This window comes from Salmonella sp. SSDFZ54 (genome assembly GCF_004010735.1).
GTDB lineage: Bacteria > Pseudomonadota > Gammaproteobacteria > Enterobacterales > Enterobacteriaceae > Salmonella > Salmonella enterica.
This window is the reverse complement of record NZ_CP034819.1, coordinates 3,852,388-3,870,889: the sequence shown is the minus strand read 5'-3', so window position 1 is coordinate 3,870,889 and position 18,502 is coordinate 3,852,388. Positions and strand designations below refer to the sequence as shown.

Below are 18,502 nucleotides of genomic sequence, written 5' to 3'. Positions count from 1 at the left end.
CGAGGGTGGGCTTTCTGCCCACCCCGGATTTACATGCACCCGGTATAATACCAGAATGCCTCTGACATACTTCCCCCAACGGAAGAAATATAGCCTTTCACCGCGCACAACCCGATCAACGAACCGCCAATGTCAGCCATTAATGCGCCATTGCGAAGATCATCGTTTAAATAAAGACCAGCCACACGTTCACATTTTTTAGATACGTCGGTTATTTTTACACGTTAGCGATCATTTATTGCCTGAAGAATATATTCTTTCACTGTTTTGTACTCTCTGGTTGATACGTACCTTCTCCCTGTCAATGCCGGGTAAAATGTACCGCTGCGCTTACAGGTTGCGGTATTTATAAATAAGAAATACAACAGTCACTTACAGTTTAATAATTGAGCGTTATAACATCCACTACCGCCCAATATTTACACCACGTATAAAATACAAAAATGTAATAGAATGTAAACAAAATAAGAGCATAAAATAAATAACTTATTAAAAAATCAATATAAATAGAGTGGTCAATAAAAAACGATCGTTTTCAACGAGTTATGTTTCTCAGATTTTCATCTATCCTGAATAGGCTTGCGGAAAATGTAATTTACACCATTGACTATTTCACTTAAAAGGTTTCTGTAATGGAATGGAAGGTCGTTGATACAGTTATAAGTCCCTCTACCGGAGTGTCGTTCTCATGCATACATAGCCTAAAAAATCTTAGATTGACCTTATGGTATCAGGCAGATGTTTACATGCCTCCAGGTAGCATTATCATCCCCTTTAATAAGGGGGTCTTAATAAACGATAAACTTTATCCCGTTACTGTTTACAACGTTACCAGGTTTAATCCTGTTCTATGGAAATCGCTTAAAGAAAATAGCCACTGTCCTGGTAACTGCAATCCTAAACCAGAAGCCTGCAGTTATCCTTTCGAGTGTCTGGTATCCGTTTGTCCATTTGGTTTAACCAGAAATATTCAAATAGATAATAAGAAAGTTTAGGAAATAAAGTATGCATTAGCCATACTACTGATTAAGTGTATTCGCGCACGTTTGCAGTATTTTGCAGTTAAATATGTTTGATATAAAAATTGTACAGTTCGGATATTTTTTGATTCGTTTAATCTAACCTTCACTTTGGCAACGAGGAGCCGGTACAGAGGATATTACTGATGGCCGGCAGACAAAGAAACGCATTGCTTTTAACACTGTATAAATTCCATCCGTGACATTCTTATTTAGTAATATTTCACCAGAGCAATCATCTTACCTTTATTGTGCATAAAAATCAGCAAGTAGTGTTTAGAAAAAATAATGTTTTAGACAAAAGCTCTGCGCGTCATGCTGATCGCCAAAAGCATAACAGGCTGACATCATGTCAGCCCGTGGGTTTACCCCTGCCCTGATACTTACGGTACGCTTATCGTCATATTGTCATGACCGACAATGACAGGGCCCGAGTAATTTTTCATGGCTTCCTGTTGCCAGACGTCATCCGCAACCGTCGCAGGCACCAGATGACTTAACACCAGTTTTTTCACGTGGGCCTCGCGAGCAATCTTACCGACATCTTCAATCGTGGTGTGATGCGACGCAATCGCTTCAGCCAGCGTTTTTCCGTTGCCAATACTATTAGCCAGTTTTGCTACCGAGGGGACATGTACCGCCTCATGTACCAGGATATCCGCCCCTTGGGCAAACGTTGCAAGCGGCGGAAACCAGGACGTATCGCCAGAGAAGACGATTCGCTTACCCTGGGTATCAAAACGGTAAGCAAACGCTTCACCGTCCGGGAAAGGGGAATGAGGCACTTTCAGCGCGCTTATTGTGACCAGTTCATCTTTATAGATGACGCCCTGGCCAATATCGGTCGCCTTAACCAGGTTGCGCGGATCGGGTTTCCCCTCTTCCTCCATGCGTAGCGTGATATCCCTGTCAAAAACCTTCCAACTAGCCTTCGTCATCGCCTGGGTTCCCGGCGGGCCATACACCTGTATGGTATGGTCTTTCAGACCACTTGCCCAGGCATTCATCAGCAAGGAAGGATAATCCAGTATGTGGTCGCTGTGCAGATGGGTGAGCAAAATAGTATTGATGTTGCGCAGTGGAATGCCGTTTTTCACCAGTTGCAGACTGGCGCCGTAGCCGGCATCTATCAGCCATATTTTATCGCCGATAGTGAGCGCCGTCGCTTGCGGTAGTCTGGCTGTATTGAGCAAAGAAGGCCCGCCTTTGGTGCCCAGTAAAACAATGTTGATCTCTTGAGGCGCAGGAGCACTGGCAGCAATGGCAAGGTGGCTTTGCGCCAGCATACAAACCGCCAGCATAGCGACGCTTTTTTTCATCATGTTTTTACTCTTCTTAGTTGAGAAAAGAGGGAACTTCACGTTGGCGAAACTGCGAAGGAGAACAGCCAGCAAGGCGATTAAAGAAACGGGCGAAATAAGCCGGATCTTTAAAACCTAATTGCCAGGCGATCTCGTTGACAGCATTGTCGGAAAAAAGCAGCAGTCGTTTCGCCTCGCGTAATTGCCGATCAAAAATCAGGCGTTTAGGCGGGCGATTAGCAAAACGTCGGCAAATATCGGTCAAACGAGATTCGGTAATATGCAACTCGCAGGCATAATCGGGCACCGTCCAGTGCTGATGGAAGTGGTTGTCAATTAACAGGGTAAAGCGCTGAAAAAGTTTCAGTTCACCGCGCATCCCGGTTGCGGCGTGATCGTCCAGCTTCGCATTACGCAACAGCAAGGTAAATACCGCCTGCGCCAATAGCACCAGGGTATGTTCGCAGCCAGCCAGTTGTTCCGTGGACTCCCGCTCAATTAGCTGCCAGTAATGTTTGAGCGCCGCCAGCTCGTTGGGTTTATCCGCCAGCGACAGACAGATTCCCGGCAGGCCGAAGGCCTCTCTGGTGCCGGGATAAAGTACTTCCAGCAGCGGCCAAACCAGCTCTTCGCGTACCGTCAGAACATGGCCATCGCTATCCGATTCGGTAATAAAAGCATGTGGCACCGAGGGCGGCGTAAGCACAAATAGCGGCGCCTGCACCGAATAGCGATGATCGTCGAGCTGTAGCTCAATCTGCCCGGTATCAAGAAAGTGCATTTGAAAAAACTGGTCGTGGCGATGCGCCTGCATATCACGACCAAAGAAATTCGCCATACGAGCAAACGACTGATAATGCACATCGTTACTGCCCATGCTTTCGTCATACTCTTTGCTGATATCAATATTGGCGATCGCACGTTGGCACATAGTATCTCCTCAAGGGGTGGCGCGCGGACGCGATGCTTTCATGGGAATGAGCCAGATAATGGCGGCGCCGACGACTAACAGAGAAGCGACAAACCAGAGTCCGCTATTGAAGCTACCGGTGATATCTTTTAGCCAGCCAATCATAAACGGGCTAAGTGCGGAGCCAATATTGCCGGTGGCATTGATGACCGCAATGCCTATCGCCCTGGCGCGTAAACTGATCGACTGATCCGGCGTGGTCCAGAAGATCGCCATCGCGCTAAAGGAACCCGTGGATGCCATCACGATCCCCAGGAGCTGGATCAGGTTATGGTCGGTCGCCGACGCCAGCAGCCAGCCCGCGGCGGCAAACAGGAATGGCAACGCCGTGTGATGTTTACGTTCCTGATGTTTGTCCGAATGGCGGCTCCAGTAAATCATGCCCAGAATAGTACAAATCTGCGGGATCGCCGCCAGCAGGCCGATGGTGATATTGCTGCTGCCTTCATTAAAACTTTTCAGGATTTGCGGCGTCCAGATACTAATGGCGCTAAGCGTATTGGTAAGGCAAAAATAGGCCAGCGTATACATCAGTACAATTGGCGTGAATACTTCGCGCCACAGACTACGCTGCTGCATGGCGTTATGGCTGATGGCCCCCTCCGGCTGAACCAGCGTCAGGCGGTCATTATCCATCATCTCCTGCAAACATTTTTTATCCTCTGCCGTCAGCCATTTGGCTTTTGCCGGGGTATCATCCAGGTAAAACCAGACCATAATGCCTAACAAAACTGACGGAAATCCTTCCAACAGGAATAACCACTGCCATCCATGCAGATTGAATATGCCGTCCAGCGATAAAATATAGCCGGAGACAATCGACCCCAATGCGGTAGTGGCCGGCATGGCAATCATAAATAATGCATTGGCGCGGGCGCGGAAAAATGCCGGGAACCAGTAGGTTAAATAGAGCAATATTCCTGGCAAAAAGCCCGCTTCGGTAATGCCCACCAGCATTCGCAGCACATACAGGCTTTTCGGTCCCACCGCGAACATCGTAGCGGTAGATGCAATGCCCCATAGCACCATAATGGTCGCAATCCAGCGGCGGGCGCCGACGATGCTCAACATCACGTTGCTGGGAATGCCGAAAATGACGTAGGTGGCGTAAAACAGCGTCGTGGCAAGACCAAACATGGTGGCGCTTAACCCCAGATCCTGCCCCATCGTCAACCCGGCAAAACCGATGTTGATACGGTCTAAAAACGAGAAGATAAACAACACGAATAAAAATACGATCAGTCGGCGGAACAGTTTATTTATGACGGTTTGTTGACCCGTGCTGAGCGCGTTGTGCGAACGGACAGACTCGGGGCTTTCCGGAAGTGCAGATGATGTGTCGCTCATTTTTTTTCCTCTGATGGGAATTTTTGTAGGGTACTACGGTTGCCCGGTAGCGCTACGCTTACCGGGCCAGGCTTAATAGACGCCGGACGCACCGGACAGTTTTTTTTCTGCGCCAAAGCGCGCCGCCAGCGCCTCCGCGCCGCGCGCCAACAGCGTGGTGTCAACGCCGACGGCGACAAATAGCGCCCCCAGTTCCAGATAACGTTTCGCCAGTGCTTCATTGGTCATCAGAATCCCCGGCGCTTTCCCCGCCGCGCGTATCTGCACGATGGCGTTCTCAATCGCCGCCTGCACTTCCGGGTGCTGCGGATTGCCGGCAAAGCCCATATCGGCGCTGAGGTCCGCCGGACCAATAAACACGCCGTCAATGCCATCCACGTCGAGGATTGACGCCAGATTGCTCATCGCCTCACGCGTTTCAATCTGCACCAGTACGCACATGGCGTCGTTGGCCTGGTGGAGATAGTCCGGAATGCGGTTCCAGCGCGATGCCCGCGCCAGCGCGCTGCCCACGCCGCGAATACCAGCAGGCGGATAACGAGTAGCCGCCACGGCGTTTCGCGCTTCATCGGCATTCTGCACCATCGGTATCAGCAGCGTTTGCGCGCCGACGTCGAGCAGTTGCTTAATCTGTACCGGATCGTTCCATGACGGACGCACCACCGGCTGGCTGGGATAAGGCGCAATCGCCTGCAACTGGGTCAACACCGTCTGCACGTTGTTTGGCGCGTGTTCACCGTCGATCAGTAGCCAGTCGAAGCCGGCGCCCGCTAACAGTTCAGCGCTGTAACTGTTGGCAAGCCCCAGCCACAAACCGATTTGCGGGCGCCCCGCTTTTAACGCGTCTTTGAAAGCATTTTTCATCGTTTTTTCCTTACACAAACCGGCAACTGATCGCGCCCATGTTGCCGTAATCGACATGGAAGGTGTCGCCCTTGCGCGCCGGCACCGGGCGGGTGAACGAGCCGCCGAGGATGATCTGCCCGGCTTCAAGCTGGACATCGTAGGGGGCAAGCTTGTTCGCCAGCCACGCTACGCCGTTGGCCGGATGATTCAGCACGCCTGCGGCGACGCCGGTCTCTTCGATCACGCCGTTGCGATAGAGCAGCGCGGAGATCCAGCGCAGATCCAGCTCGTCTGGTTTGATGGGACGACCACCGAGGATCACCCCGGCGTTGGCGGCGTTGTCAGAAATGGTGTCGAACACTTTGCGCGGGCGCTGGGTTTCCGGGTCGATGTTGTGGCTGCGGGCGTCAATCAGTTCCAGCGCCGGAATCACATAATCCGTGGCGTTGTAGACGTCGAACAGCGTGCAGTGAGGGCCGCGCAGCGGTTTCGCCAGCACGAACGCCAGCTCCACTTCAATACGCGGGACGATAAAACGGTCGGTGGGGATATCGCCGCCGTCATGGAAGAACATATCGTCAAGCAGCGCGCCGTAATCCGGTTCGCTGATTTGCGAGCTGGCCTGCATCGCTTTTGAGGTCAGGCCGATTTTGTGGCCTTTGAGCGTGCGCCCTTCGGCGATCTTGATATTGACCCATTCACGCTGTACGGCATATGCATCTTCAATAGTGATGTTGGGATAATCCAGCGACACTGCGCGAATCTGTTCACGCTGTTTTTCAGCCTGATTAAGTCGCTGAGCGATCAGGGTATGGGTCTGTTTATCGAGCATAGTTGCTTCCTGTTACGTCATTCGGTGCTGCTGCGCCGGGTGGCGACGCGGGTGCGTCTTACCCGGCCTACAGTTCGGTATTGCTTCGTGCATTGTTTTTTTGTAGGCCCGGTCAGCGCAGCGCCACCGGGCGAAAGAGTGTGCTATTTAAACAGCGCGTGTACGTTGTTTTGTTTGTAATTGAGCGTCGGATGTAGCTCGGCAATCTCAAACGACAGCGCCAGATAGCGGTTCTCCATCAGGTCGGCGAAGTGGGCTTTAATCAGCCCAAACAGCATTTCGCCGACTTCCTGACGGCTCTCCAGGCTGCGCCCGGCGCCGATTTTCAGCGTCATATGTACAAACGCGTAATCATGCTTACCGTCAGCCATCTGCCAGGTATCCAGCCAGTGGGCGCGACTGCGGATACCGCCGATGGGGAAAATTCCGGTGGCGGCCAGCGCCTCGTTTACCTTGCTGAACAGGCCGGGTAAATCAGCCTGCTCGCGAATATTTTCAGTACATTCAGCAATAAAGTGCGGCATAACCCCCCTTACGCAGGCAGCGGGAAAACAGCGTTCACCTGGCCGGTACCGGAGCTGGCGAACAGGTCGGTGATGAACTCCACCTTGCCGTCGTATTTGTCCCAACCCAGCATTCCCAGCAGCATGACCGTGTCGTGCATGTTGCCTTCGCCGTAGCAGTAGTCGGCGTACTCCGGCAACATGGTGCAAAACTCCTTGAATTTGCCCTCGCGCCACAGCTTGACCACGCGCTCGTCCATCTGATGATCAAACTCGCGGGTATAGCTGTTCATCCCCTCTTCCGCCCGTTGGTCGTCAATAAAACGGTGCGACAGAGAACCACTGGCGAATACCGCTACGGTACCGTCATATTTCTCAATCGCCTTGAGAATGGCTTCGCCCAGTCTGCGGCTGTCGGCAAAATCATGCACAGTGCAGAACGCCGAGATGGAGACCACTTTGAAGTGCTTGTCGCTGTTCATGTAGCGCATCGGTACCAGCGTGCCATACTCCAGCTTCAGGCTCGGGATGTTATGCGCTTTAGCGCGCACGCCCAGTTTGACTGCCTCGTCGGCGATCAGGTGGCCGAGCTCCGGATTACCGTCATAGTCATAGGTCATGTCGCGAATAAAGTGCGGCAATTCGTTGCTGGTATAGACGCCCTGGAAATGGTCGGCACAATTAATGTGGTAAGCGCTATTCACCAGCCAGTGGGTGTCGAATACGATAATGGTGTCAACGCCCATTTCGCGGCAACGCTTGCCAATTTCAATATGCCCATCAATGGCTGCCTGACGACAACCGTGATTTTTTCCCGGCAGTTCAGAAAGATACATCGACGGCACGTGGGTAATTTTTGCTGCTAACGCTAACTTGCCCATATCAAACTCCCCATTTTGGGATAGGATGGTCGCCCATTGAGATGCAGACGTTTTTCATTTCCGCAAACACTTCGAAGCTATATTCGCCGCCTTCGCGCCCGGTACCGGAGGCTTTCACGCCGCCGAACGGCTGGCGCAGGTCGCGGACGTTCTGGGTGTTGACGAAGACCATGCCGGCTTCAATCCCACGCGCCAGGCGCAACACTTTGCTCACGTCCTGGGTCCAGATATAAGAGGCCAGACCGTATTCCACGTCGTTCGCCAAACGTAACCCTTCCGCTTCGTCTTTGAATGGCAGCAGGCAGGCGACCGGCCCAAAGATCTCTTCCTGCGCGACGCGCATACGGTTGTCGACATCGGCCAGCACGGTTGGGCGCAGGAAGTTACCGCCTTTCAGATGCGCAGGCAGGTCAGTGGGTTTTTCCGGGCCGCCCGCCAGCAGCGTTGCACCTTCTTCAATGCCGAGGCGGATATAACCGGAGACTTTCTCCCAGTGCTGTTGGCTAATCAGCGCGCCGACCTGGGTGTTCGGGTCGGTCGGATCGCCGACACGCAGGCGATTCGCGCGTTCGGCAAAGCGCTTCACGAACTCAGGGTAAATGCTCTGCTGGATAAAGATGCGCGACCCGGCGGTACAGCGTTCGCCGTTGATCGAGAAGATGGTGAACAGCGCGGCGTCCAGCGCGCGCTCAATGTCGGCATCTTCAAAAATCAGCACCGGCGATTTGCCGCCCAACTCCATCGAGTATTTTTTCAGGCCGGCATTTTTCATGATATTGCGACCGGTGGCGGTACCGCCGGTAAACGACACCGCACGCACGTCATGGTGGCGTACCAGCGCATCGCCAGCAGTGGCGCCATAGCCCTGCACCACGTTCAGCACCCCTGCCGGAATTCCTGCCTCCAGCGCCAGCTCGCCCAGCCTGTCGGCAGTCAACGGCGACAGCTCGGACATTTTGAGCACCGCGGTGTTACCCAGCGCCAGGCACGGCGCGACTTTCCAGGTCGCGGTCATAAACGGCACGTTCCACGGCGACACCAGCGCGCAGACGCCGACGGGCTGCACCAGCGTATAATTGAGCATTTTATCGTCAACCGGATAGGTCTTGCCGTTCATCTGCTGGCACACTTCGGCGAAGAATTCGAAGTTATGCGAGGCGCGCGGGATCAGCACGTTTTTAGTCTGGTGAATAGGCAGACCGGTGTCGGCGGTTTCCATCGCCGCGATTTCCGGCACATGCTGGTCAATCAGGTCGCCAAGGCGGCGCATCAGGCGCGCACGCTCTTTCATCGGCAGGTTGGCCCATTTCGGGAACGCCTCTTTGGCCGCCGCGACAGCCTGGTTCACTTCTGCTTCACCGCCGGAGGCCACTTCCGCCAGCACGTCACCAGTCGCCGGGTTAGTGGTCTGGAAGTAGTCGTTACCTGCAACATTTTTGCCGTTAATCCAATGATTTATTTTCTTCATTTTGCGCTCTCCTCACTGACGATTCGGTTAACCAGGCGACCCACGCCTTCTACTTCCACGACAACTTCATCCCCCGGCACCACATCGGACAACCCTTTCGGCGTACCGGTGGCAATCATGTCGCCCGGTTGCAACGTCATAAATTCGCTCAGATAAGAAATCAGGAACGGGATGCTGAAGATCAGATCGGCGGTCGTCCCTTCCTGGCGCAGCTCACCGTTGACAAAGGTGCGTAACGTCAGGTTGTGCGGATCAGAAACCGCCTCTTTATCCACAATCCACGGGCCTATCGGCGTCAGGCCGTCGCGGCTTTTTACCCGCAGATTCGGACGGTAGTAGTTTTCCAGATAGTCGCGGATCGCGTAGTCGTTACAGACGGTGTAACCGGCCACATACTCCATGGCTTCGGCTTCGCTCACCTTACGCGCCGTTTTGCCAATCACCACGACCAGTTCGGCTTCATAGTGCATATATTCGACGTTGTTCGGGCGCACCGACGTTTGGTGATGTTCGGTAAAGGTGTTTGGCGCTTTGATAAATACCAGCGGCTCTTTCGGCGGCGTAAATGCCAGCTCGCTGGCGTGATCGGCGTAGTTCAACCCCAGCGCAAATAACGTTCCCGTCGCTGACAGCGGCCACGTAAACGTCTGGTGGCGGGCGAATTCATCTTCTGCGACAACCGGATTTTCCAGAGCGGGTAAACCTTTCGCCAGAATACGCACCCGATCGCCGGGACGCAGCGCAACGCGATTCTGCGGCGTACCGAGTAAGATCGCATCGCCAGGGTTAAGCGTAGCGAACTCACTTAACGCGCTAAGCAGTTGTGCGGCGCTACGCTGTAAATCGGCAGTATTCCAGTGGTCCGCTTCTCGTCCGTTGATTTCAGTGATAATGGTGAGGTTATCCACATCACTCAGCGGCGCCATTTCACCCAACGGGCAAAAGCCATCGCGACATTTCGCTTTAATCGCCGGGCGATAAAAGCTCTCTTCCGGCAGGCTGACCTCGTTAGCCAGCGCATACCCGGCGATATAGTCCGCCGCCGCTTCAGGGCGTATCCGGCTGGCGGTTTTCCCCACAATGAGCGCCACTGTCGCGCCGCTCAGTACCTTTTCTCCCTGCGGATAAGGAATGGGTTCGCCGTGACGAATCACCGTATTACGCGGCTTGATGAACCACACTGCGGTTTTAGGCGGCGCATTATAGGGAGGCTGAGAGAAAGCCTCTTGCCAGGCATCAAGCTGACTGCGATGGTTTAACGCAACGGCGAAAACAGTACCCTTCATACATAAACTCCTCAGGCCGATTTAACGGGCTGTGATTTCATTAATATATTAATGATTAGATTTATGCTTTCGCTGTACATTTAGCAAGCTGAAGTAAAGTATTTGTGATGTGATTAACAATATTTTCACAAATTTATTATTAAATGCATACATATCAAAGAGTTAAATAAAACCCCTTGTTTCTGTTAAACTTTGGACATAAAACAGATGTCATAGCTCACATCGGTAAACACGATTATTCAGGTATTAATAATTCTGCAAAAGAGAAACGCTTATGCATGATTCATTAACCATCGCCTTGCTTCAGGCGCGCGAAGCGGCAATGACCTATTTCCGCCCCATCGTTAAAAGCCACAATCTGACCGACCAGCAATGGCGCATTGTGCGAATCCTGGCCGATAGCCCCTCTATGGATTTTCACGAGCTGGCCTTTCGTACCTGCATTTTGCGTCCAAGTCTGACCGGAATATTGACGCGCATGGAGCGAGACGGACTGGTGTTGCGACTCAAGCCGGTTAACGATCAGCGTAAGTTATATGTCATGTTGACGGAGCAGGGACAAACGCTGTACGCCCGTGCCCGGAGCCAGGTAGAAGAGGCTTATCGAAAAATTGAGGCCGATTTCACGCCCGAAAAAACACAGCAATTGATGCTGCTGCTGGACGATCTTATTGCTCTGGGGCGCCAGCATCCTGATAGCGAAGCGGAAGCATAGTATTCTTACCTTCCCACGCCGCCGACACGGGAATCCCCTCCCGCTTACAACGTTGACGGCGATCGCATTTTACTCTTCTTCTTCGACGTTCATCTGAAAAGTACCCGCCGTTGTCCTGAAAGTCTCTTCACAGTTTACGCTTCTGCCTATTCAATTAAACAACAAATAAGAAACATATTATTAACAAAACATTCCGATTAACGAGGAAGAGGCCGCAATGAAACCTGAAGATTTTCGTACTGATAACAAGCGTCCGTTAACGGGCGAAGAGTATTTAAAAAGCCTGCAGGACGGGCGGGAAATTTATATTTACGGCGAACGCGTTAAAGATGTTACGACACATCCGGCATTCCGCAATGCCGCAGCCTCTGTCGCACAACTGTATGACGCATTACATAAACCGTCGATGCAAGATACCCTGTGCTGGAATACTGATACCGGCAGCGGCGGTTATACGCATAAATTTTTCCGCGTGGCGAAAAGCGCAGACGATCTGCGCCAACAGCGTGATGCTATCGCCGAGTGGTCACGCCTGAGTTACGGCTGGATGGGACGCACACCGGATTACAAAGCCGCCTTTGGTTGCGCTCTGGGCGCTAACCCAGCCTTCTACGGCCAGTTTGAGCAGAACGCCCGCAACTGGTACACCCGTATTCAGGAGACCGGCCTGTACTTTAACCATGCAATCGTCAACCCGCCCATTGACCGCCACAAACCTGCCGACGAAGTGAAAGACGTCTATATCAAGCTGGAGAAAGAGACGGACGCCGGGATTATTGTCAGCGGGGCGAAAGTCGTCGCCACTAACTCCGCCCTGACTCACTACAACATGATTGGTTTCGGCTCAGCCCAGGTGATGGGCGAAAACCCGGATTTTGCTCTGATGTTTGTCGCGCCAATGGATGCCGAAGGCGTAAAACTTATTTCGCGCGCCTCGTATGAAATGGTCGCGGGCGCGACGGGCTCGCCGTTTGATTATCCACTCTCCAGCCGCTTTGATGAAAACGATGCCATTCTGGTGATGGACAAGGTGCTGATCCCGTGGGAAAACGTATTAATTTACCGTGATTTTGATCGTTGCCGTCGCTGGACGATGGAAGGCGGTTTTGCCCGTATGTATCCACTGCAAGCCTGTGTTCGTCTGGCGGTTAAACTTGATTTCATTACCGCGCTGCTGAAAAAATCGCTCGAATGTACGGGTACCGTAGAGTTCCGGGGCGTGCAGGCCGATCTCGGCGAAGTCGTAGCCTGGCGCAATATGTTCTGGGCATTGAGCGATTCTATGTGTTCTGAAGCAACCCCGTGGGTAAACGGCGCCTGGCTACCGGACCACGCCGCGCTGCAAACCTATCGTGTCATGGCCCCAATGGCCTACGCGAAAATTAAAAATATTATTGAACGTAACGTTACCAGCGGCCTGATTTACCTGCCTTCCAGCGCCCGCGATCTGAATAATCCGCAAATCGACCAGTACCTGGCGAAATACGTACGCGGCTCTAACGGAATGGACCATGTTGAACGTATCAAAATTCTTAAATTGATGTGGGATGCCATCGGCAGCGAGTTTGGCGGTCGCCATGAGCTGTACGAGATTAACTACTCGGGCAGCCAGGATGAAATTCGTCTGCAGTGCCTGCGTCAGGCCCAGAGCTCCGGCAATATGGATAAGATGATGGCAATGGTCGATCGCTGCCTCTCCGAATACGATCAGAATGGCTGGACGGTTTCGCATTTGCACAATAACGACGACATCAATCAACTGGATAAGCTGCTGAAATAACGCGGCAGGAGGTTCTCATGCAAGTAGATGAACAACGTCTGCGTTTTCGCGATGCGATGGCAAGTCTGGCGGCAGCGGTCAACATCGTAACCACGGCGGGTCACGCCGGACGCTGCGGTATCACCGCAACAGCGGTCTGCTCCGTCACCGATACGCCGCCCTCCGTGATGGTATGTATTAATGCCAATAGCGCCATGAACCCCGTTTTTCAGGGCAACGGCAGGCTGTGCATTAATGTACTTAACCATGAGCAGGAGCTGATGGCGCGCCACTTTGCCGGTATGACGGGGATGGCGATGGAAGAGCGTTTTCACCAGCCATGTTGGCAAAACGGGCCGCTGGGCCAGCCGGTACTTAACGGCGCGCTGGCCGGTCTTGAAGGCGAGATCAGCGAGGTACAAACCATTGGCACGCATCTGGTGTATCTGGTGGCGATCAAAAATATTATTCTTAGCCAGGATGGGCATGGCCTGATTTATTTCAAACGCCGTTTTCATCCGGTCAGACTTGAGATGGAAGCGCCTGTTTAACCGTCACTCATGCCCACAAGCGGGATAACCACCGCTTGTGGGAGAAGAGTCGATACGCTGAAGATTTTTATTCCCGCCGCGATGTTTGCTCGCCATAAATCGCGGCGATTAATACAATCTAAGAGCCTATCCCACCAGGCGTTATTGGCGCAGCCAGTTTGGACACGGACAGCGCGCAAAAACCGGAGCGTACACGTAGTACGTGAGGTTTGACTCGCTACACTCGCCCTTCGGGCCGCCGCTAGCGGCGTTCAAAACGCTAACGCGTTTTGGCGAGCACTGCCCTGGACCAAAATGGCAAGTAAAATAGCCCTAATGGGATGGGCTCTAAATTAGCTCCCGCGATAGGTTGAATAACCATACTGACTTAATAACAGCGGCACATGATAGTGCTCATTCGTTTTGCTGATATGAAACTCGACGGGAATCTCCGGGAAAAATGTGTCCAGTTTTTTACTTTCAAAATACTGGCCGGTTTTAAAAATAACGCGATAATCCCCCGGCGCGGCAGCTTTTTCGGGCCACAGTGCTTTAATTCGTCCATCCTGGTCGGTATGCCCGGTGTTTAATTGCGTCCATCCGTTATCCTTTTTCTGCTCCAGTACCACCTCCACGCCGGGCGCCGGTTTGCCTGTTTGCTGATCGAGAATATGTACGCTGAGAATATTGTTGCCAGCGGCCAGCGCCATTGCCGGGGCTGCAACAAGAGATGCTATCACGGTAGCCAGTATATATCGTTTCATGCTTCACTCCTTTACGGTATTGATGCAGGAAAATATATCTGGCGCGTCCAGGATTAACCTTACACGGACATGACAATTATGTCATCTTGTTGGAGATTTACAGATTCGCTAACAAGCCTATGGCATACTGCGTCGATGAAGATTTTATTGATTGAAGATAACCAGAAAACCATTGAGTGGGTACGTCAGGGACTCACGGAGGCAGGCTATGTGGTTGATTATGCCTGTGATGGACGAGACGGATTGCACCTGGCGCTTCAGGAACATTATTCATTGATTATTCTTGATATTATGCTGCCGGGGCTTGATGGATGGCAGGTTTTACGCGCGTTACGCACTGCGCATCAGTCCCCTGTTATTTGCCTGACGGCGCGCGACTCGGTTGAGGATCGCGTCAAAGGTCTTGAGGCGGGCGCTAATGATTACCTTGTTAAGCCTTTTTCCTTCGCCGAACTGCTGGCCCGGGTGAGAGCTCAACTCAGACAGCATGTCCCTGCCTTTACTCGACTGACGATCAATGGTCTGGACATGGATGCCACAAAGCAATCGGTGTCACGAAATGGCAAACCGATTTCCCTGACCCGCAAAGAATTCCTGCTCCTCTGGTTACTGGCGTCCCGGGCAGGAGAAATCGTGCCCCGAACCGCGATCGCCAGCGAAGTTTGGGGAATTAACTTTGATAGTGAAACCAACACCGTTGATGTCGCGATTCGTCGGCTGCGCGCCAAAGTAGACGATCCATTTGAAAAGAAGCTCATTATGACCGTCCGGGGGATGGGTTATCGATTACAGGCGGAAACGTCGCAGAATGGTTAAGTTATCAATGACGCTGCGCCTGACAATTTCTTTTATCGCCATCCTTATCCTCGCCTGTACCGGCATTAGCTGGACGCTCTATAACGCGCTGAGCAAAGAATTAACGTATCGGGATGATATGACGCTAATAAATCGGGCGGCGCAAATGCAGCAACTGTTACTGGATGGCGCCAGGCCGGAAAATCTGCCGCTCTACTTCAATCGGATGGTGGATACGAAGCAGGATATCTTATTGATCCATTCAGCAACAGGCCACAATGTTGCGATTAATCATAGTGGTATCCCCGACCAACGCTTTAACGAGATTCCGCTGGCTAAAAACATCACCCGCGAAACCTTATTTCGCCAGGCGGTACAAGGCACGGAGCTGACCGCGGTACGAGTAAATGCCAGAAGCGGCGATGACCCGCTGACCCTTACTATTGCCAGGCTGGCGACGGAAAGGCGGCAAATGCTGGCGCAATATCGCCGCAACAGTTTGCTGATTAGCCTTATCGCGATCCTCGTCTGTTCGGCGCTCAGTCCATTAGTCATCAGAAACGGGCTGCGGGCCATTACGTCGCTCAGCCGACTCACCGCGGCGACAGATAGCGGCACACTTCGCCAGCCGTTGGCGGAACAGGCGTTACCCGTTGAGCTCAGGCCGCTTGGACAAGCGCTAAATACCATGCGCCAGAAGCTTTCCGACGATTTTGAACGCCTGAACCAATTTGCCGACGATCTGGCGCATGAGCTGCGCACGCCGGTTAATATTTTACTGGGGAAAAACCAGGTGATGCTGAGTCAGGAACGCAGCGCCGAAGAGTATCAACAAGCCCTTGTCGATAATATTGAAGAGCTGGAGGGACTGTCGCGACTGACAGAAAATATTCTCTTTCTGGCACGCGCGGAGCACCAGAATATAGCAGTAAAAAAACAGCCTGTTTCGCTCAATGCGCTGGTCGAAAATATGCTGGATTATCTTAGCCCCCTTGCCGAGGAGAAGCGCATCTGTTTTATAAATCAATGTCAGGGAACGGTATGGGCTGACGAAATATTATTACAAAGAGTGCTCTCAAACCTGCTGACGAATGCCATCCGTTATTCTGATGAAAACGCCGTGATACGTATTGAAAGCGCTTATGATGATAACGTTGCAGAAATTCGGGTCGCTAATCCGGGCAGCCACCCCGCCGATGCGGATAAGCTTTTCCGGCGTTTTTGGCGAGGAGATAATGCCCGCCACACTGCTGGTTTCGGCCTGGGGCTATCGTTGGTTAACGCGATTGCTCTATTGCACGGTGGCTCTGCATCTTACCGCTATGCCGATGAACATAATATCTTTTCGGTTCGTCTGCCTGATAGCGGTGATAGCTAAGGTCAGTACAGGTTCTGTTCCCCTTCCCTGCCACAGGGCTGTGGTTATCAATACAACCTCAATAAAGAGAAAATAAAGGATGCCGGCAAAGAATATTGCTGGCTCGATCACTTTCTCGGTTTCCAATCCAGGGTCAATTCATCCCATAACGCGTTATTCAGTGGGAACCTTTATGAAAAAGTATCTTGCATTCGCCGTTACGCTGCTGGGTATGGGCAAAGCCATCGCCTGTACTACCCTTTTGGTAGGCAATCAGGCTTCGGCTGATGGCTCCTTCATTATCGCGCGCAACGAGGATGGCTCGGCAAATAACGCCAAGCATAAGGTTATTCATCCCGTCGCGTTTCATCAACAAGGCGAGTATAAAGCACATCGGAACAATTTTAGCTGGCCGCTTCCGGAGACAGCGATGCGCTATACGGCGATTCATGACTTTGATACTAACGATAACGCCATGGGTGAAGCCGGTTTCAATTCGGCGGGCGTCGGAATGAGCGCAACGGAAACCATTTACAACGGCAGAGCGGCGCTGGCTGCCGATCCTTACGTGACAAAAACGGGAATCACGGAAGACGCCATTGAGTCCGTGATCCTGCCAGTGGCGCAATCGGCGCGTCAGGGCGCCAAATTACTGGGCGACATTATTGAACAAAAAGGCGCGGGCGAAGGTTTCGGCGTCGCGTTTATTGATAGCAAAGAGATATGGTATCTGGAGACGGGAAGCGGTCATCAATGGCTGGCAGTACGACTTCCGGCAGATAGCTATTTCGTTTCCGCCAATCAGGGACGTTTACGCCATTACGATCCGAATGATAACGCGAATTATATGGCGTCACCAACGTTAGTAAGCTTTGCGAAAAAGCAGGGATTATATGATCCGGCCCGCGGCGAATTCGACTTCCATCAAGCCTATTCGCAGGATAACAAAAACGATACCACCTATAATTATCCGCGCGTCTGGACGCTACAACATCAGTTTAATCCGCATCTGGATACGGTCGTTAGCGAAGGGGAAACATTTCCTGTTTTTTTAACGCCAATAACGAAAATTAGCGTGGCGGCAGTAAAAAACGCGTTACGCAATCACTATCAGGGAACGTCACACGACCCTTATGCCAGTCATAACCCACAAGAACCATGGCGACCCATATCCGTTTTTCGTACCCAGGAGTCACATATTTTACAGGTCAGACCGAAATTACCGCAGGCTATCGGTAACGTAGAATACATCGCCTATGGAATGCCATCTCTTAGCGTCTATCTCCCCTATTATCAGGGAATGCGTCATTATCAACCCGGAGATGATAAAGGAACCGATCGGGCGAGCAACGACTCTACCTACTGGACATTCCGCACGCTGCAAACGCTGGTTATGCAGGACTACAATACGTTTGCGCCAGATGTGCAACACGCCTGGAAAACATTTGAACAGCAAACAGCTAAGCAGCAGTATAAGATGGAGCAGAGCTATCTGAGATTATATGCGTCGCATCCGAAAGAAGCGCAACGCTTACTGCAAAATTTTGAAGATAAAACGATGCAAAATGCGCAGACGCTCGCCCGTCGCCTGACCAATAATATTATTACGACAATGACTTACCGCACAGATATGAAATATCACTTTTCAAGTACGCAACCATAAATTTAATGACAATCTATTAGCCACTCATACACAATAAGATAAAGCGGCACCAGAATTAGCCAGATATAAAAGACAATAATTATTATGGATTCATAGAGAGGATAGTTTATGACACTCCAGGCAAATATCAGCAGAGAGACAAAAGCGGCAAAAACCCAGGAGGTATATAAGCACGTTGTTCTTTTCAAAATGGCCGCCTCCTCTCGCATAAAACGATAACTACAGCTTATGTCCCGTGTTACATAACTTTTCCCGACAGGCCTCTTTTACCCATGCTGAAAAATTCCGCGTCTTTTCAGATTTCAACGCGAATTCTATCTGTTCAAGCATGGAATAGGAAAAACGAATATTCTTCGTCACGGTCTTACTTGTCCGGGGCTTTGCTGGCATACACACACCTGTATAACATTTGATGTAACGCCGTTACTTTACGCAGGAGTAAATCGGTGAATTTGATCTGAGTCAA

Annotated in this window: 19 protein-coding genes; 8 read left to right on the top strand and 11 right to left on the bottom strand. The window is 51.7% G+C overall.

The genetic code is table 11. The features are described from left to right. The first annotated feature begins 632 nt into the window (after window positions 1-632). On the top strand, window positions 633-995 hold the full coding sequence (locus tag EOS97_RS19060; protein ID WP_001537781.1) for an anti-adapter protein IraM: 363 nt from the start codon (window positions 633-635) through the stop codon (window positions 993-995). 407 nt (window positions 996-1,402) lie between these two features. Here the strand turns inward: EOS97_RS19060 and EOS97_RS19055 are convergent, their stop codons facing one another. From EOS97_RS19055 to hpaG, 9 genes are all read right to left on the bottom strand, one after another. Then, entirely contained in the window at window positions 1,403-2,341 is a 939-nt protein-coding gene (locus tag EOS97_RS19055) for an MBL fold metallo-hydrolase (protein ID WP_000976567.1), read from the bottom strand. A 13-nt stretch (window positions 2,342-2,354) separates the two neighbouring features. Further along, the gene (gene hpaA, locus EOS97_RS19050; protein ID WP_000336607.1) at window positions 2,355-3,251 is read right to left on the bottom strand and encodes a 4-hydroxyphenylacetate catabolism regulatory protein HpaA; all 897 of its coding nucleotides are present in this window, start codon (window positions 3,249-3,251) and stop codon (window positions 2,355-2,357) included. 9 nt (window positions 3,252-3,260) lie between these two features. Further along, window positions 3,261-4,637, bottom strand: coding sequence for a 4-hydroxyphenylacetate permease (gene hpaX / locus EOS97_RS19045; RefSeq protein ID WP_001285795.1), 1,377 nt, complete (start codon window positions 4,635-4,637; stop codon window positions 3,261-3,263). A 72-nt stretch (window positions 4,638-4,709) separates the two neighbouring features. Continuing rightward, entirely contained in the window at window positions 4,710-5,501 is a 792-nt protein-coding gene (gene hpaI / locus EOS97_RS19040) for a 4-hydroxy-2-oxoheptanedioate aldolase (protein ID WP_000785069.1), read from the bottom strand. Window positions 5,502-5,511: 10 nt separating this feature from the next. Beyond that, window positions 5,512-6,315 (bottom strand): 2-oxo-hept-4-ene-1,7-dioate hydratase, encoded by an 804-nt coding sequence (gene hpaH, locus EOS97_RS19035; protein ID WP_000884795.1) that lies wholly within the window; start codon window positions 6,313-6,315, stop codon window positions 5,512-5,514. Window positions 6,316-6,458: 143 nt separating this feature from the next. Beyond that, window positions 6,459-6,839 (bottom strand): 5-carboxymethyl-2-hydroxymuconate Delta-isomerase, encoded by a 381-nt coding sequence (locus tag EOS97_RS19025; protein WP_001119852.1) that lies wholly within the window; start codon window positions 6,837-6,839, stop codon window positions 6,459-6,461. Between the two features lie 8 nt (window positions 6,840-6,847). Beyond that, window positions 6,848-7,699 carry a 3,4-dihydroxyphenylacetate 2,3-dioxygenase gene (hpaD, locus tag EOS97_RS19020; protein ID WP_000516978.1) on the bottom strand — a complete coding sequence of 284 codons (852 nt, stop codon included), beginning with the start codon at window positions 7,697-7,699 and terminating at the stop codon, window positions 6,848-6,850. A 1-nt stretch (window position 7,700) separates the two neighbouring features. After that, the gene (hpaE, locus tag EOS97_RS19015) at window positions 7,701-9,167 is read right to left on the bottom strand and encodes a 5-carboxymethyl-2-hydroxymuconate semialdehyde dehydrogenase (protein WP_000723525.1); all 1,467 of its coding nucleotides are present in this window, start codon (window positions 9,165-9,167) and stop codon (window positions 7,701-7,703) included. Beyond that, complete coding sequence (gene hpaG, locus EOS97_RS19010) at window positions 9,164-10,453, bottom strand: 4-hydroxyphenylacetate degradation bifunctional isomerase/decarboxylase (RefSeq protein WP_000679210.1); 1,290 nt, start codon at window positions 10,451-10,453, stop codon at window positions 9,164-9,166. The genes hpaE and hpaG overlap by 4 nt, the downstream gene beginning before the upstream one ends. A 274-nt stretch (window positions 10,454-10,727) precedes the next feature. Here hpaG and hpaR point away from each other — a divergent pair, with 274 nt between their 5' ends. The 3 genes from hpaR (at window position 10,728) to EOS97_RS18995 (ending at window position 13,478) form a co-directional block, all read left to right on the top strand. Continuing rightward, window positions 10,728-11,168, top strand: a complete 441-nt coding sequence (gene hpaR / locus EOS97_RS19005) for a homoprotocatechuate degradation operon regulator HpaR (RefSeq protein WP_000543922.1) — start codon at window positions 10,728-10,730, stop codon at window positions 11,166-11,168. A 217-nt stretch (window positions 11,169-11,385) separates the two neighbouring features. After that, window positions 11,386-12,948, top strand: a complete 1,563-nt coding sequence (hpaB, locus tag EOS97_RS19000) for a 4-hydroxyphenylacetate 3-monooxygenase, oxygenase component (protein WP_000801496.1) — start codon at window positions 11,386-11,388, stop codon at window positions 12,946-12,948. Between the two features lie 17 nt (window positions 12,949-12,965). Further along, window positions 12,966-13,478: a 4-hydroxyphenylacetate 3-monooxygenase reductase subunit gene (locus EOS97_RS18995; protein ID WP_001195556.1), complete on the top strand. Its 513-nt coding sequence runs from the start codon at window positions 12,966-12,968 to the stop codon at window positions 13,476-13,478. Between the two features lie 332 nt (window positions 13,479-13,810). On the opposite strand, the gene hiuH is transcribed toward EOS97_RS18995, so the two are convergent. Next, window positions 13,811-14,221, bottom strand: coding sequence for a hydroxyisourate hydrolase (hiuH, locus tag EOS97_RS18985; protein ID WP_000833188.1), 411 nt, complete (start codon window positions 14,219-14,221; stop codon window positions 13,811-13,813). Window positions 14,222-14,356: 135 nt separating this feature from the next. Here hiuH and hprR point away from each other — a divergent pair, with 135 nt between their 5' ends. The 4 genes from hprR (at window position 14,357) to EOS97_RS18965 (ending at window position 18,255) form a co-directional block, all read left to right on the top strand. After that, a complete protein-coding gene (gene hprR / locus EOS97_RS18980; RefSeq protein ID WP_000698205.1) occupies window positions 14,357-15,037 on the top strand; it encodes a response regulator transcription factor HprR in 681 nt (226 codons plus the stop codon). Further along, a complete protein-coding gene (locus tag EOS97_RS18975) occupies window positions 15,030-16,394 on the top strand; it encodes a heavy metal sensor histidine kinase (protein ID WP_000240026.1) in 1,365 nt (454 codons plus the stop codon). Before hprR ends, EOS97_RS18975 begins: the two co-directional genes overlap by 8 nt. Window positions 16,395-16,566: 172 nt before the next feature. Then, window positions 16,567-18,036: a C69 family dipeptidase gene (locus tag EOS97_RS18970; protein WP_023165767.1), complete on the top strand. Its 1,470-nt coding sequence runs from the start codon at window positions 16,567-16,569 to the stop codon at window positions 18,034-18,036. A gap of 108 nt (window positions 18,037-18,144) precedes the next feature. Beyond that, window positions 18,145-18,255, top strand: coding sequence for a hypothetical protein (locus tag EOS97_RS18965; protein WP_000174815.1), 111 nt, complete (start codon window positions 18,145-18,147; stop codon window positions 18,253-18,255). On the opposite strand, the gene EOS97_RS18960 is transcribed toward EOS97_RS18965, so the two are convergent. After that, window positions 18,256-18,426 carry a YlcI/YnfO family protein gene (locus tag EOS97_RS18960; protein WP_001111006.1) on the bottom strand — a complete coding sequence of 57 codons (171 nt, stop codon included), beginning with the start codon at window positions 18,424-18,426 and terminating at the stop codon, window positions 18,256-18,258. Between the last annotated feature and the right edge of the window lie 76 nt (window positions 18,427-18,502).